The organism is Tardiphaga sp., from assembly GCF_041424195.1.
Lineage (GTDB): Bacteria > Pseudomonadota > Alphaproteobacteria > Rhizobiales > Xanthobacteraceae > Tardiphaga.
In genome coordinates this window covers 1-13,885 of record NZ_JBGMOE010000059.1, presented here as the reverse complement: position 1 = coordinate 13,885, position 13,885 = coordinate 1, and the positions used below count along the sequence as shown (strand labels likewise).

Genomic DNA, 13,885 nt, shown 5'->3' with positions numbered 1-13,885 from the left:
CCTTCTTGCCGTTTCGCTTAGGGTGTCATTTCGCCCTCAGCCGGAACCGACCCCTTCATCGAAAGCCATTCGGGCATGAACGACATGCGGAGCGCTCGGGCATAGGAGCCGCCCGCCATGTCGCGCATGAACAGCGCCTGGAAAATAAGGAGGCCGAACGCGAAACCGAACACATATTCCGCGATCACGTCCTGCCACATCGGCAAGCCAAGCGCCGTGGTCACTGCTGCGGCGGCGATGACGCCCGTTGCGTCTCCCGCCATGCAATGAATGGCCGAGCCGAACGCCTGTTTCCAAAGCGGTCGGATGAAGTCCTCATGCCGCTCCGTCGCCGGTTCCTGGCAGGACAAGACATAGGCCGCGGCCATGATCGGTCCGCCATAGAGCGTCACCAACAGCCAACCCCATTTCATGACTTTCAGCTCGGGGTTGCGGGTGAAGGCGTCCCACGCGACGTAGGCGACGGAAAGTGCGGTCAGCGCGAACCACAGGACCAGCACTGTATCGAGCCAAGGGACCGGGGAAGGCATCATCGTCACGGCAGCTCTCCTCCACTCTAAGAGGATACGCGGCTCCCGTTCCTAACCCTCGCCAGAGGATGTCAGGCGAGCTTGCGCGACACCGCCTTTATCGCTTTGAGCCCCGATCCGAACCGGGCGATGGCCTCGCGATTTTTCTCCAACTCGCTGTAGGGCAGGTAGGATATGTCGAGGTCGGCGACGCGACTGAACGCTGGCCGCTGCAACTGTGCGCGAACGTCCGCCTCGCGGGCGTCGGGTGCGACAAGGAACAGCCCCGCGGTCGCGTGAAGGTCGCTACCGCTGAGCGCAAGGTCGAGCATTCGCACGATCCCCGAATAGATTGAGGTCGAGTGCTCCACCTCGAACGCCGCTGCGACATGATCGCCGCCCCGCTCAAGCCACAGCACGTCGATCAGGCGGATGGAGTCCGCCCCTTTCGAGGTTGCGATCGAGGTGGGCAGGCGATCAAGGCACCCGGCTCCCAACGGCGAACCGTTGAAGACGCGGCTGCGATCGTTTGATGCGATCCACACGTCATAGCCGAGCGCCAGTCCTAGATCGCGAAGCCATGCCTGGATTTCGGTATGTGTGCGCTCGTTCTCGCCTTCGCGTAGCGCCGCCTTGCTCAGCGTGCGTGCTTCCTCACGCGCCGCTTCAAGTCGGTCTCCCCAACTCGTCAACGCCGCGCCGCTGGCGTCGAGGGGTGGCGCCGGGTAACGACCGGAGCCTATATCGAACAGCAAGCCGCCGATCGCGCCCAAGTCGTTCGAAAGCAGGTCGCGGTGGCGATCATTCAGGTCGAGAACGCCGGACCTCATCGCCAGAAAATGCTCCCAACTCCCGAGCTTCACGTTCGCGCCGGTCAGCGCGTTGTAGCCTTTCACAATCGCGGTGTTGAAGGGCGGCACAAGCGTCGGATGGAGGAAGTAGAGCAGGTTCGCGACCGCTGGACCGAGCCCCTTGATCTTCAAGCAGTCGATCGTGTGGATATGGCCGATGATTTCCTCGGCCGTATCGCAACAGGAACACGCGTCGAGCAATCGGCCGAACGCGCGCTGGTTCTCCGGGCTCTCGTAGATATCGGGGATACGGAGCTTCGGCTTCCATAGGAACGCGTGGTCGGCACCCTTGAAGATTTGGCGTTGCTCCGCGACGGAATGAACGACGGTTTCGAGCGACGATCCACGGTAGGCGACACCGAACGTACCGCGCTCGATCTCCGCCACCACTTGGCCGATGCCGCGCCGGATGGAGCGAAAATTCTTCAGGCGCTCGTCCCAAAGAAACCAGCTTCGATAAGTTGCGCTAGGATCATCGCGCCATCGTGCAATGAGGCGTCGCACGAGGCTGTCGTGATCTTCACCAATGATCCGCAAACCGAGTTGAGTCGCCATTATTCCCCCGTGCGCTCGCCGCTGCGCTGTCACTTGCGGTTCTAGTCCGATGAGTAGGTATCTCTTTCTGTGGAAAGGGCAAAGCTCATCCGGGCGGTCACACGCCGGGGAACGCGGGGGGCTCTCCGGCTGCGCATCACATTGCCGATGCCGGGGAGCAAGCGTCCCCAGCCCGGCCACAAGTCCGAGGACCACGACGACACAGGCCGTCTTGATCGCTAGGCTTCCTCTAAAGGCACTTAGCGCGCTTCCGTGATCGTCGCGCGCGATCGACCGCTCGAAAGCCGGCGTTAGTCGGAAACGATTGAACGAAGCGAGGCCGAGCATGGCGGCGAACAGCGCCAGCTTGGCAAGCAGGAGCTACCCATAGAGGCTCGTTGCAAGGGAGGCGATCGGCCAAGCCGGCGTTGCCATCGAGGAGGCCATCAGCACGAACCAGGCGGCCGAGAACAACAGGCCCAGGGCGGCGCTTGCAACCAACTAGGGGCGCGGCGCAAGCGCGTCGTCGCGCTCGCGCCCCCGCAGCCCATAGAGGCTGAATGCAGAGAGGCCGGACAGCGCCGCCAGCGTCAGGTAAAGCGCGCACCGGACGCCGATCAGCGACGAGTCTCCCATCGCCTCACTTCACCGCGAAGACGTAGCTCCCAGCGATCTTGTGCGTATCCCTCGAGACGACATGCCAATTGACGGTATAGCGTCCTGGATCGAGCGGCACCTGAGGCGTGATGACCAGCGTCCGACCATCCGCTGCAAGTGCCGATGTGCTAGGATGCTTCATTGCCGCCATGCCTTTGGCTTCCATCATCAAATCCGCCTTGGAGAAAGCAGGCACCAGCTTTTTGCTGACGCGAAGCTGGACGCGGGCGAGCTTGGCGACCGTTGCGTTGGCGCAGGCGATGCCGACACGAGCTTGGAATGCGCGCAGGCCGCACCGGCGAAGGTCACGAGCGCGGCAGCGGCAGTGAAAACAGATAGACGACGCATGAAGGGCCTTTCGAGAGGAGGGTTCCTCTCCCTCATTACACGGCCCAATCAGCCACCCCTCAAATGTGCGAAATGAGGGGAGGAGGCTTCGCGTGCGTAATCCATGTTAGAGGGGCGGAGTGAACGATATGGACAACCTCGACGCAGTATTGATGAGGCTGGCGCATGCACCCGTGCCCGAAAGCCTCGACGGAATCGAAGCCAGGGTGCTCGCGCGCATTTCTGCGCCGCCAGTGGCCCGTGTCGGCATGGGCTTCGGCGCGATGACGATCGCGGCTGCGCTCGTCATGGGAATATTCGGCGCTGGCGTTCCAGCGAAGGAGGCCAGCGCGGCATCTCTCCTATTCCCGCTTGGGCCAGTGTCGCCGCTCGCGCCATCGACCTTGCTGATCGGCACGCCGTGAGCGGCCGTACCCGCCTCACGCTTGGTGTGATCGCGTGCTTCGTCGCGGCGATCATCGGCGTGTTCATCGGGCGGGCGCTTCTCCCGTCCCGGGCACAGCCCGGCGCGGAGCTGCATGACGTGCTGCATCACAAGCTAGCGCTGGACGCCACCCAGGAGGCGCGCCTTCAGATATTGGAGCAACGGTTCGCGGTGCAGCGGCGCGCGTTCGAGCTGGAGTTGAGAGCCGACAACGCGCGGCTTGCCGAGGCGATCGAGGCCGAGCACGGCAACGGCCCGCGGGTCGCCGCCGCGGTCGATCAGAGTCATGCCGCCATGGGCGAGCTACAAAAGGCGACGCTCGCGCACATATTCGCCATGCGACAGCTTCTCCGGCCCAACCAGACCGGGCAGTTCGATCAGGCGGTGGTCAAGGCGCTCACCGACGACGTTCATTGAGTCTTGGTGCGTGAGCCTCGACTGGACGACGCTGACCGAGGGTGAGCTTGCAGCGCTCAGCATCGCAGGAAGGCAGGCCGCTTTTTCCGAGATCATGCGTCGGCATCGCCAGTCAGTTTTCCGCATGGTCAGGGCTTGCGTCGGCGAAGCCGACGAGGCGCTGGACCTAGTGCAGGAGACGTTCGTCGCGGCTCACCAGGCATTGCCTCGCTACGACGGCGATCGTTCGATGCGCGCGTGGTTATCGACGATCGCGATCAACAAGTGCCGGGATTGGGGACGCAAGCGCACCGTGCGCCGCTTTTTGGCATTCGCGGCGCCGATCGGCCCCGAGGCCGAGGAGGTCGCAGACGATCAGGTCGCGATCGACGACGCCACGGGCGACCGACAGGAGCTCGACCGCGTGACGCGCGCCATCTCGACTTTGCCGGCGAACTTGAAGGAGCCGCTGGTCCTCCGCACGATCGAGGGCTTGAGCCAGGTCGAGACGGCCGAGGTGCTGGGGATCAGCGAGAAGGCGGTAGAAACTCGCCTATATCGAGCGCGGCGCAGCTTGGCAGACCGGCTCGAGGTGATGACCCGCTCAGCCATCGGCTGAACAGTCGGTTACGATCAACGTCAGTGCCGGTTCGCGCACCAGCGCGCCTAGCTAGCTGCGACCGCCTGGTAAGTGCCGGTAGAGCGTCGATGGCTGCCCCCGAGCTGCTGCGCCACCTCCTCGGCGGTAATAGTCGGGTCAGCGAGCATCGCCTTGGCGCGCTTGATCTCGACCGGCCCCGTTGCTGGCTTGCGCCCGCCGCGCCGCCCTGGCGCCTTCGCCTGGGCGAGGCCGGCATGGGTGCGTTCCAGAATCAACTCGCGCTCGAGCTCCGCGACAGCTGCAAAGACGTGGAACACAAGCCGCCCACCGGGGCTGGTGGTGTCAATGGCCTGGGTAAGCACGCGAAGGCGGTTCTCGCGCTTGGCGAGATCTTCGGCCGTCTCCACTGGCGCTGTTCATCTGCTCCAGAAAGGATGGATCAAAGAGCCGGCGTGTGCTCGCAACGGCCCAGACAAGCGCACCGGGCAAACCCTGCGGTATATCTGAGCTGCCCAAAGCTGGCTCAGGATCCGTCCGCTTAAGAAGTAGCAACAGCGCGCGCTCATCCGCGCTGAGCATTAGGCTACAACAGCATTCGACAACCAATGCGCGGCCAAGGCACCCCTCAGTGAGTTGAAAAACGCTGGCAAGAGCGACCACCGCAGGAGCCGAAACCCCCGAACTCGCCGCCTAATCTGGTGAGGGACGGGAGGGGTTGCTCCCGACCTGGAGGCACGCCGCGTAGCGGCGCAGCAGCCGCACCACGATACGCTCGGCGTCCCCTACATTGGGGTCGATGCGCATCATAACCGTCATCACTCATTTCACCAGAGCAGCTATTGCGATGCATTCGCATATATCATAGGGCTCGTCAACGATTGAGAACGACTCGCAAAGGGGTGAAATGAGGAAAAGTGGATTAAGCGGTGCGCTAGGCCTTGGAATGATGGCCGTGCCCGCAGCGGCTCAGGATCAGCCCGCCATCCCGGCTACGGACGCCCGCCAAACAATCATCGTCACCGGCGTCCGGGACGGCTACCAAGTCGATGTGACCAGCACCGCCACCCGCACACCGACCAGTCTCAAGGACGTTCCGCAGGCGGCGTCGATCATCACCGAGGCGCAGATTGACGACCAGGCGATGCGCTCGATCGCCGACGTGCTTCGCTATGTCCCCGGCGCGGTGATCTCGCAGGGCGAGGGCCACCGCGACCAGATCATCCTGCGCGGGAACAGCAGCACCGCGGACTTCTTTGTCGATGGCCTGCGTGACGACGTGCAATATTATCGTGGACTCTACAACGCAGAGCGGATCGAGGTCCTGAAAGGTCCCAACGCGATGATTTTCGGGCGCGGCGGCGGGGGTGGGATCGTCAACCGCATTACCAAGCGTCCCGTCGCCAAGGCCTTCATCAGCGGCAGCGGCTCGGCGGACACATATGGCGCATGGTATGTCGACACCGACATCAACCAGCCAATCGGCGAATCCGCCTCCGCTCGGCTGAACGCCGTTTACGAGGAGTTCAGCAGCAACCGCGACTTCTACGACGGACGCAGGATTGCGATCAATCCCACCTTTGTCGTATCACTCGGCGGCACCACCCGGATCGACCTGAGCTTCGAATATAACAATGACAAGCGCACGATCGATCGAGGCGTCCCCTCGGCTGTCCAGGGCTCTCTGACGAGCCCGTCACGCCCCCTCACCGGCTTTCGCGACACCTTCTTCGGTGTTCCGGGCTTCAACGTCAGCGACTTCGAGGCCAAGGTCCTGAGCGGGCGCATCGAGCATCGGTTCAGCGACAACCTGACCCTGACAAGCCGGGTCCTGTACGGCGATTATGACAAGCTCTATCGGAATGCCTTCGCGGTGACCCCGGTCACCCTGCGCGGCGGCGTCCAGAGCGTCGGTATCGAGGCCTATAGCGATCCCACGACGCGCAAGAACTTGCTCAACCAGAACGACCTTGTCTGGACCGTCACCACCGGACCTGTCCGCCACGTGCTGCTCGCCGGCTTCGAATATGGCGATCAGCGCACGCGCAACCAGCGGATCAACGGCTTTTTCGGAAGCGGTGATGTCGTCAATGGAGGGCGGCGCGTCTTTGTGGGATTGACCGACCGGATCACGGTGCCGCCGGTCACGCTGCGCACCACCGCCAACACCGGCTACCGGTCGATCCGGACAAACGCCGACGCCACTGCCTTCTATGTGCAGGACCAGATTTCGATCGGCGAACATGTCGATGTCATCGGTGGCGTTCGCCGCGACCGCTTCAAGCTCAGCGTCGACGACCTGGTCGCCGGACAGAGCTATAGCCGGACCGACACTCTCTGGTCTCCCCGTCTGGGGGTGGTGCTGAAGCCGGTGCAACCTGTCTCGATCTACGCCAGCTATAGCCGGTCCTTCCTGCCCCAGTCGGGCGATCAGTTTTCATCGCTCGACATCACAAGCGCCGCGCTGGAGCCGGAGAAGTTCGACAATTACGAACTTGGCCTCAAATGGGATATCTTTCCAACGCTTAACCTGACCGCTGCCGTCTACCGGCTCGACCGTACCAACACCCGCGCGGCCGACCCCAACGACGCCACGCGGACGGTGCTTACCGGCGCACAGCGCAGCAAAGGGCTTGAGATCGGCCTCAGCGGAGCCATCACGCCCCATTGGCAGGTCAGTGCGGGCTATGCGCTGCAAGACGCGGAGATTCGCAAGTCGACGAGTGCGGCTCCTGCCGGGCGCGATGTTCCGCTTGTGCCCAAGCAGCAGACCTCGCTCTGGACCCGCTACGACTTCACCCCACGCGTGGGGGCCGGGGTCGGGGTTTACCGCCAGTCGAAAAGCTTCACCTCTGTCAGCAATACCGCCGTCCTGCCCACGTTCACCCGCGTCGATGCCGCGGCATTCTTCAAGCTCACCCCCCAGCTCGAGGCGCAAATCAACGTCGAGAACCTCCTCAACAACAACTATTTCTCGTCCGCCTACAACGACAACAACATCATGCCCGGTGCGCCAACAACGGCGCGAGCGACGGTTAGAATGAGCTTTTAGACAAAGGCGTGGGAGGGAGGGATGTGGACACAAAGCGCGTAATCGAAGGCGCTGTGACGGGCGGCTACGGGGTTGATGGCCTCGTGGGTTATGTCCGAGTTCCACGACGCCTGGAAAGTGGCATCCGGCGAGAGGGACGTCGGAGACGAGCCCAACACCGTCAAGGTGGCCGACGCTGTAACGGAGGCGACCGTAGGGGAACCGGTGCCGGAGGAATATCGTGAGCCCGCCGGAGCAGCTGTTCATTACGGCTTTGGAATGTTTCTCGGCGCTCTCTACGGAGCCGCGGTGGAGGTTCGCCCAGAGACCAGCGCTGGGTTCGGAACCGCCTACGGTGCGGCGGTGTCGTTAGTCGCGGACGAGATGGCGATGCCGGCGTTGGGCTTCAGTCCCCCCGCCTTGAAAGTTGCGGCTTCGACGCACCTCCGCGGCTTTGTCTCACACCTGGTTTTTGGCGTGGCTCTCGAAGCGGCGCGGAGGCTCCTAATTACGGGTGTCAGAGTGAAAATCGCCTAAAAGCGTGCGCCCCCGCCCTTCCCCGCGCACTCTTGCGTGTCAGCCGCGTTGTGGCCCTCCAGAAGTGACAACGGCGCGGTGGCCCGCGCCGTTGTGCATCCTAGTGGTTGTAGCCATGCTCATTGTACCGGCGTGCGTCGCGACGCGCATGACGTACTTCCCGGCGATAGTCCTGACGGGCGTGACGGTTTGAGGCGTAGCCGTCGTAGCCGTCATAGCCATAGTCGGAATAACCGTTACGATAACTGCGATGCGTTTGGCCTTGGGAATAGCCGTAGCTTCGGCCGTGACCCTGGGGCGGAACATAGTCATGTCCTTGGCTGTCGTAGCTCTGGCTCTGATACCCATGGCCATTGGATTGGCGGGCATGGGCCGGCGGTTCAGCGAGGGCCGGTGCGGCCACGACGAGTGCGAGACCGGCGATTGCGAGCTTGAACATGTTCCTTCTCCACAACTGAGCTCATCGTACCGCAGGTGGCCGATCGGGCTAAAAACATGTATGTGCCAATCGTGGTTAACCGGGTTTGAATAGTCTCGACAGCTCGGGTTAAGATGTGACGGAAGCACTTGCCGCCGGTGAACATTGCACACTAGGGGCGGTTTGCAGCACCCGACTGCATCAGGTCCTTCGAGAACTGGGCGCTTTAGTCCGCGAGTGTTTTGGTCAGGCAGGACATACTTGAGTATGTCTCGGGGGCTACGTCAACAGTGAGGAGCGCAAGCGGTTCTAGGCACCGCGTGGCCTACCGCTGACCGAGCGCGTCAGGCGCCTCTGCTCTTGCGCTCCATGAAGTGGCGCATCCAGTCCCTTCGGCGGTCGGCAGCGGGAGTATCATATTCGTCCGGCAGGGTCACGGGCACAATCAGACACGCGCTCTGGGCCGGCAGCACGTCCTGCCATTGGTCGATCAGCTCCTTGTAGGCGCGGCCGACCGGCCGGATGTTGCGGTCCAGATCGAAGAGGCCGACCGCGTTTACCGTGCCGTTGTTCTCGCGAAGAGCCGTGTCCCAGTCCACCTGATCGGTCAGAGAATACCAGGTGAAGCCAACTGTAGCGATGCCGCTGTTTCGCACCCTGAGCACGTTCGCCCACTGCTTCCAAAGCCATTGTACGGCCTCGTCGCCGACCGGCCCCTCCACCAGGTTAGTCTCGGTGTGCATGATGGGCAATTTGTAGCGGTCGTGGTACTGACGGGTGATCTCGTCATAGCCGAACACATCGCCCGAGGGCCAGGTACGTCCATCCGCCGCCACTCTGTGCTCATTCGTGACGTAATAATCATTGCCCATGATTGCGTGGTGGCGCAGGTTGCGCGTCAGGAAGAAGTCGTACTCCTCACGCGTCATGCCGTTGTCGAGCAGGTACTGGTACATGCTTGAATCGACCCGCTTACCATAGTTGAGGTCCAAGCTCAGGAAGCGGCGGGCGTTCATGGTCTCGGCCGGCTTGATCGCGTCCGGATTATCGGCGTGAAAATACTCGGAGCTTTCCGACTGGATGAAAATCGCGTCGGGCCGAACGTCGATTATTTCCCACATAGCGAGCACGTTGGCGCGGACGATGTGCTTTAAGGCCGTGACGAACCCGCGGTCGCTCGTCATCTGCTCGTTCCACCAGCCGTAGAGGCCGGAGAAGGTCGCGCACACGAACATCTCGTTGACCGGTGTGTAGAGCTGGACCCAGGGAAAACACTCGGCGAAAGCGCGGGCGTAGGTCGGAAAGAGGCGCGGGAAGTCCGGATTCTGGAAGTTCCCGATCCAGTCGGGCACCCCGAAATGACAGAGATCGACGATCGGCACGATGTTGCGGCGCTTGAGGTCGGCGAAGGTGGCGTCGGCGAATCCCCAATCGTAGCGTCCCTCGCCCAGCCAGGTGGTGTGGAGCGGCGGCCCGTATCGCAGGAAGTGGATACCCAGCTCATCGACGCCGTCGAAATCGTCGCTCCAGCGGTCATAATGGCCACACTTCGCCATTTCGTCGACACGGTGGCTGCCGTTCCTAATCGTGGGATAGCTGTTCTCTATCCCAGTCGCGAACATGAAGTAGGGGTTGATGCTCATTGCTCGAATTCCCGGTCGAGCGACTTGTAGTGCGCGGCGCGCTCGACGAGGGCGAGCATGTTGCGCGCCGCCTCGACCGTCAGCCGGTGGGGCGTCGCGCCCGGCCTCGGAGAAATATATGCGGCCATCTCGCGCACCAGCGCTGACTGGCTTTCAGGTGCTCCGGCAAGCAAGGCGACGACGAGGTTCTCAAGCGCAATCAGGCGCACGCGCAGGTTACCGGCCTCGGCATCGCCGATCTCGCCAGCCACCGTAGGAGCCTGGTGCTGGTGCAAGCCAGTGAACGAGCCGCCTTCGTTCTCCCACCGCCCAATCGCACGGTCGTGGGTCTTGCACCGCGTCGCGTCGATTTCGGCGCTTTCGATAGACATGGTGTACCTTCTCCTGCTCAGTCCAGACATCCAGCGAAGCGAGCCTCAGATCACGTACTTGTCCCAGCTCGCATAATGTTCGGCGCTCCGCTTGCCGCGCGGAAGGCTGAGGCCGACGAGCGCGATCCCAACCACCACCGACGTCACAGCGCCGAGATGGCCAACGCCGGTCAGCAGGAAGGGCGCGGCCACGAGCCAAGCACCAAACGCGACGTTGATGAAGCGCAAGGCGCGAGCAACTTCGGCAGTGGCGATGATCGCCACAGTGATAACCAGCGCGCCGACGACATGGTCGCTGTTCGCCATCTCGCCTTCGTTCCCCAGGATTACCCGCGTCAGCATCAGGAAGGCGCCGAGCACGATGCTGGCCGTCAGCGTCCACGGCAGCGTCAGCCCGCGCTTCGTGTCCGCCCAGAGGGCGCCGGGCGAGGCCATCACGTCAGACGCGTCCACCTCGCCCGCCTCGATCGCGTCGCCCTGGAAGAAGGTGCGGATCAGCGGCTTGCCCCGTCGTTTGGCCCAGGCGAGGAACTGGCCCATGGCGATGACTTCGTCCAATGCGAACGGGATCATGATCAGCATGGCGAGTGCGGCGATCAGCGCGAGCGTGCTCCAGGTGCCGATGACAAGCGGCTGGCTAATGATGAAGTAGATGCTGATGACGCCCAGGGGGATGACGAGAATGCCGAAAAAGGTCACCATCCAGGGCATGGTCCGCCAGCGGTCACGGGTGCCCATGACCGCCATCAGGATTTCAAGGACGTAGCTTATCGTGCCAAGGCCCCCATCGGGGATTGGCCACGCCTTTGACATGGCCGACGTGATGATTTCCTCCGTGCCGTTCCGCGGGTCGGTGAGGGAGCCGACGAAGAAAGGTTCCCAGGCGGTGTCGATGTGACCCAACTGGTATGCGGTCAGAATGCGCGAGGTGAGAAGGCCAATTAGCCCCATCGCGACGATTGGCAGCCGCTGTGCGTCGGTAGACGGCGAGTAGGTCCAGCCCGGCGGGATGTTCTTGGGGTCCATCATGCCCGCCATGCTCATGCCCGGCATCATCGGCACGAGCACTGAAAGCGCGATCACTGCGGAGCCGACGAGAAGGTCGTTGTTGTATTGTGCGGCGCTCGGGCTCCAGAAGATCAGCGGCGCGAAAAACAGCCAGATGCCGGTAAACGCCACCGCCCATTGGGCCAATGTCTTGGTCCGCGAGGAGAGCGACAAGGCACCGAATAGCGCGATCAAGAGGCCGCTGACGAGATCGCTGACCGCCAGTGCGCTTGCGCGCCACTCGACGGAGGGCAAGCCGCGATCGAGAGTGACGAAGCGCACCGCCTCACCCACGCTCTCGGTCGTCGTCGAGTCGTAGATTAGCGGACTGGAGGCGAGCCACAGGCCCAGCCCGATCATTGCATAGTAAGCCCAGCGTGCCCGGCGTTCGTCACGGTCCATGATCGCCATGTGGCTAGCGTGGTCACCGTGGCCGGGCATGGACGAGCCAGAGGCTTCGGGCGCATGGCCCATCGCGGCATGGTCCATCGCAGGAGCGTCCTTGGGCGCGTGGCCCATGGCGGCATGGTCCACCTCAGCCATTCCGCCGACGACCGGCGGCGGCTTGTCGGGATCGTCCCGACCCTCGTCCTGCCAAGCGACCAGATTGTCGTTGAGCTTGTTGTCGCGATACCAGGCGCGAGGATGCCGTTTGAGCGCCGTGGCGATCCTTGGCAGCGCGTCGCGCAGGCGGTGCTTGGGCTCCCACCCGAGCAGAGTACGGGCGCGCGTGATGTCGAGCAGGTAATGGTCGTTGCTGCTGTCGATCATCCACGGCTTAATGAAATCGTCGGCGCCGAATGCTTCGTTCTGCAGAATGACACCGGCTTTGGCGAGCGGCTGGGGGATACGGATGGTCTTCCACCCTTCGCCGTGCAGCGTTTCGCCGACGATGTCCTGGATCTCGGCATAGCCGGGCGCGTCGGGCTCGCCGATGAGCAACGGCAGCTCGGGTGGCAGATCGTGCCGCCGGTCGACGAGACGGAGCACCGCGTCGGCCAGATCATCCCGGTGCACAGAGGACTGCGCGGCGCATAACATGCCGGGATAGAAGTGGGCGGTTAGCCGGTGCTCGTAGATGCGGGCAATCTGCTGGGCGAGGAAGGCCGATCGCCCCCCGTCGTCATAGACGCCGGCAGGCCGCAGATAGACCACAGGGATCTTGCCGCGCCGTTCGTGCAGCATCACCTCGGTGTCAACTTTGGACTGCGGATACGCCCAGGCCGGCGCGATCGGCGAGTCCTCGTTGATGCGCTCGTCGGGGGTGGGGGTCGGCTTGTGGACCAGCATGGTGCTAGCGAAGACGAACTGCTCGACCTCGAACGACTGCAAACCGTCGATCAGCCGGCGCGTGCCTTGCACGGTGATCTTATCATAAAGCGGGTTGGGCTCGCCCGTGATGTCGTAATAGGCCGCCAGATGGATTACCGAGGCGATGCGGTTGCCGTGGCGCGCGCGGACCTCGTCAAGCGCGGTGCGCACCGCCGCGTCAGAGCCGAGGTCGAAATTGACCGCCGACGCAGGCGGGGGCGGATCGGGTGGACCGGCGCGGTCGAGACCGACGACGGTGTAGCGCTCGCCCAGGCGGGCGATCAGCGCCGCTGCGATGAATCCGCTCGCGCCCGTTATCAGGACGATTTCACCGGCATTTTTTCCGCTTCCGGCTTCGCTTCGTTCGACGTCGGTCATCGCGCGCCACCCTTGTTTGTTCGTCGCGGGAACGCGGACAAGCCCCCCACAAGTAGGACCGCGAGGCAAGCGCGCGTGGATCACCGCACATTCTCTATACGCGCCAGCCCCGCTAAGCCCTCAGGCAAGATCAGGCTTTATTGCGTCACCGCGAAGCCAGCCTTCTCGATGGCCTGTTTCAGCTGCTGCGCATCGGCGGTCGAGTTCACCGACACCGTCTTGCCCGCCAGGTCGACGTCAACGACGGCATCGGCATCGACGCGTTTGAGCGCATTCGTCACGCCCCTCACGCAGCCGCCGCAGGTCATTCCCTGAACCTTAAAATCGATCATCGTCGTTCTCCCATGAGGTGAATAAAGCAGATATGGGGTTTGACACTGTGTCAGGGTCAAGGGGTAATTTAGCTGTTGAGCTTGACACGATGTGAGGGACGATAAGCACGTCGACTCAGTAGAGGAGACGACCATGAACGCCCCGGCGCAGCTATCAATGCAGACACAGGCGAGAAGCGAAGACAGGCTGTCGCTGGCAATCGAAGGCATGACCTGCGCGACGTGCGTCGGGCGGGTCGAGCGCGCCATCGCCGGGGTGCCGGGCGTTGCCGGCGTCTCGGTCAATCTCGCAACCGAGCGGGCGAATGTCGAGTTCGTCGATGGACGATCCGATGTCGGCGCCGTTGCCGACGCGGTTCTCGCGGCGGGCTACACCCCAGTGACGCAAACGACCGAGCTGACGATCACCGGCATGACCTGCGCCTCGTGCGTTGGCCGCATAGAAAAGGCGCTGCTGAAAGTGCCCGGCGTCCGCTCCGCGAGTGTCAACCTGGCGGCCG

The 13,885-nt window shown here is 63.0% G+C and carries 16 protein-coding genes and 1 pseudogene; 6 read left to right on the top strand and 11 right to left on the bottom strand.

The genetic code is table 11. From position 1 onward, the window contains the following. Window positions 1–17: 17 nt before the first annotated feature. The 5 genes and pseudogenes from ACEK02_RS09635 to ACEK02_RS09615 all read right to left on the bottom strand — a co-directional run bounded on the left by ACEK02_RS09635 (window position 18) and on the right by ACEK02_RS09615 (window position 2,747). Complete coding sequence (locus ACEK02_RS09635; protein ID WP_371421495.1) at window positions 18–533, bottom strand: DUF4396 domain-containing protein; 516 nt, start codon at window positions 531–533, stop codon at window positions 18–20. 68 nt (window positions 534–601) lie between these two features. Further along, window positions 602–1,915, bottom strand: a complete 1,314-nt coding sequence (locus tag ACEK02_RS09630; RefSeq protein ID WP_371421494.1) for a type II restriction endonuclease — start codon at window positions 1,913–1,915, stop codon at window positions 602–604. 180 nt (window positions 1,916–2,095) lie between these two features. Further along, window positions 2,096–2,272: pseudogene (locus tag ACEK02_RS09625) on the bottom strand (CopD family protein); the annotation flags it as partial. 123 nt (window positions 2,273–2,395) lie between these two features. Next, window positions 2,396–2,530: a hypothetical protein gene (locus ACEK02_RS09620; RefSeq protein ID WP_371421493.1), complete on the bottom strand. Its 135-nt coding sequence runs from the start codon at window positions 2,528–2,530 to the stop codon at window positions 2,396–2,398. A gap of 4 nt (window positions 2,531–2,534) precedes the next feature. Continuing rightward, window positions 2,535–2,747, bottom strand: coding sequence for a copper resistance protein CopC (locus tag ACEK02_RS09615; RefSeq protein WP_371421492.1), 213 nt, complete (start codon window positions 2,745–2,747; stop codon window positions 2,535–2,537). Between the two features lie 280 nt (window positions 2,748–3,027). Here ACEK02_RS09615 and ACEK02_RS09610 point away from each other — a divergent pair, with 280 nt between their 5' ends. Genes ACEK02_RS09610 through ACEK02_RS09600 form a run of 3 tightly spaced genes read left to right on the top strand, consistent with a single transcriptional unit; the run spans window position 3,028 to window position 4,338 of the window. After that, a complete protein-coding gene (locus tag ACEK02_RS09610; protein WP_371421491.1) occupies window positions 3,028–3,303 on the top strand; it encodes a hypothetical protein in 276 nt (91 codons plus the stop codon). Then, on the top strand, window positions 3,300–3,740 hold the full coding sequence (locus tag ACEK02_RS09605; RefSeq protein WP_371421490.1) for a periplasmic heavy metal sensor: 441 nt from the start codon (window positions 3,300–3,302) through the stop codon (window positions 3,738–3,740). The genes ACEK02_RS09610 and ACEK02_RS09605 overlap by 4 nt, the downstream gene beginning before the upstream one ends. A 10-nt stretch (window positions 3,741–3,750) precedes the next feature. Next, window positions 3,751–4,338, top strand: a complete 588-nt coding sequence (locus ACEK02_RS09600) for an RNA polymerase sigma factor (protein WP_371421489.1) — start codon at window positions 3,751–3,753, stop codon at window positions 4,336–4,338. 47 nt (window positions 4,339–4,385) lie between these two features. On the opposite strand, the gene ACEK02_RS09595 is transcribed toward ACEK02_RS09600, so the two are convergent. Continuing rightward, entirely contained in the window at window positions 4,386–4,727 is a 342-nt protein-coding gene (locus ACEK02_RS09595; RefSeq protein WP_371421488.1) for a recombinase family protein, read from the bottom strand. A 545-nt stretch (window positions 4,728–5,272) separates the two neighbouring features. Here ACEK02_RS09595 and ACEK02_RS09590 point away from each other — a divergent pair. Together ACEK02_RS09590 and ACEK02_RS09585 are read left to right on the top strand one after the other, a co-directional pair. Then, window positions 5,273–7,369: a TonB-dependent receptor gene (locus ACEK02_RS09590; protein ID WP_371421487.1), complete on the top strand. Its 2,097-nt coding sequence runs from the start codon at window positions 5,273–5,275 to the stop codon at window positions 7,367–7,369. Window positions 7,370–7,444: 75 nt separating this feature from the next. Beyond that, window positions 7,445–7,885: a DUF1440 domain-containing protein gene (locus tag ACEK02_RS09585; RefSeq protein WP_371421486.1), complete on the top strand. Its 441-nt coding sequence runs from the start codon at window positions 7,445–7,447 to the stop codon at window positions 7,883–7,885. A 100-nt stretch (window positions 7,886–7,985) separates the two neighbouring features. Here ACEK02_RS09585 and ACEK02_RS09580 read toward each other — a convergent pair whose 3' ends face one another. The 5 genes from ACEK02_RS09580 to ACEK02_RS09560 all read right to left on the bottom strand — a co-directional run bounded on the left by ACEK02_RS09580 (window position 7,986) and on the right by ACEK02_RS09560 (window position 13,385). Continuing rightward, window positions 7,986–8,324 carry a hypothetical protein gene (locus ACEK02_RS09580; protein ID WP_371421485.1) on the bottom strand — a complete coding sequence of 113 codons (339 nt, stop codon included), beginning with the start codon at window positions 8,322–8,324 and terminating at the stop codon, window positions 7,986–7,988. 323 nt (window positions 8,325–8,647) lie between these two features. Beyond that, a complete protein-coding gene (locus tag ACEK02_RS09575) occupies window positions 8,648–9,946 on the bottom strand; it encodes a family 1 glycosylhydrolase (protein WP_371421484.1) in 1,299 nt (432 codons plus the stop codon). After that, entirely contained in the window at window positions 9,943–10,317 is a 375-nt protein-coding gene (locus ACEK02_RS09570; RefSeq protein WP_371421483.1) for a hypothetical protein, read from the bottom strand. The genes ACEK02_RS09575 and ACEK02_RS09570 overlap by 4 nt, the downstream gene beginning before the upstream one ends. Before the next feature lie 45 nt (window positions 10,318–10,362). Continuing rightward, window positions 10,363–13,053, bottom strand: coding sequence for an NAD-dependent epimerase/dehydratase family protein (locus tag ACEK02_RS09565; RefSeq protein ID WP_371421482.1), 2,691 nt, complete (start codon window positions 13,051–13,053; stop codon window positions 10,363–10,365). Window positions 13,054–13,190: 137 nt separating this feature from the next. Beyond that, on the bottom strand, window positions 13,191–13,385 hold the full coding sequence (locus tag ACEK02_RS09560; protein ID WP_371421481.1) for a heavy-metal-associated domain-containing protein: 195 nt from the start codon (window positions 13,383–13,385) through the stop codon (window positions 13,191–13,193). A 133-nt stretch (window positions 13,386–13,518) separates the two neighbouring features. Between ACEK02_RS09560 and ACEK02_RS09555 the strand changes: the two genes are divergently transcribed. Further along, on the top strand, window positions 13,519–13,885 hold a 367-nt coding region (locus ACEK02_RS09555), incomplete at its 3' end, for a heavy-metal-associated domain-containing protein (protein WP_371421480.1).

Coding starts and splice junctions, on each gene's coding strand:
- ACEK02_RS09635 (WP_371421495.1), bottom strand. CDS start 533: ATGATGCCTTCCCCGGTCCCTTGGCTCGATACAGTGCTGGTCCTGTGG.
- ACEK02_RS09630 (WP_371421494.1), bottom strand. CDS start 1,915: ATGGCGACTCAACTCGGTTTGCGGATCATTGGTGAAGATCACGACAGC.
- ACEK02_RS09620 (WP_371421493.1), bottom strand. CDS start 2,530: ATGGGAGACTCGTCGCTGATCGGCGTCCGGTGCGCGCTTTACCTGACG.
- ACEK02_RS09610 (WP_371421491.1), top strand. CDS start 3,028: ATGGACAACCTCGACGCAGTATTGATGAGGCTGGCGCATGCACCCGTG.
- ACEK02_RS09585 (WP_371421486.1), top strand. CDS start 7,445: ATGGCCTCGTGGGTTATGTCCGAGTTCCACGACGCCTGGAAAGTGGCA.
- ACEK02_RS09580 (WP_371421485.1), bottom strand. CDS start 8,324: ATGTTCAAGCTCGCAATCGCCGGTCTCGCACTCGTCGTGGCCGCACCG.
- ACEK02_RS09575 (WP_371421484.1), bottom strand. CDS start 9,946: ATGAGCATCAACCCCTACTTCATGTTCGCGACTGGGATAGAGAACAGC.
- ACEK02_RS09570 (WP_371421483.1), bottom strand. CDS start 10,317: ATGTCTATCGAAAGCGCCGAAATCGACGCGACGCGGTGCAAGACCCAC.
- ACEK02_RS09565 (WP_371421482.1), bottom strand. CDS start 13,053: ATGACCGACGTCGAACGAAGCGAAGCCGGAAGCGGAAAAAATGCCGGT.
- ACEK02_RS09560 (WP_371421481.1), bottom strand. CDS start 13,385: ATGATCGATTTTAAGGTTCAGGGAATGACCTGCGGCGGCTGCGTGAGG.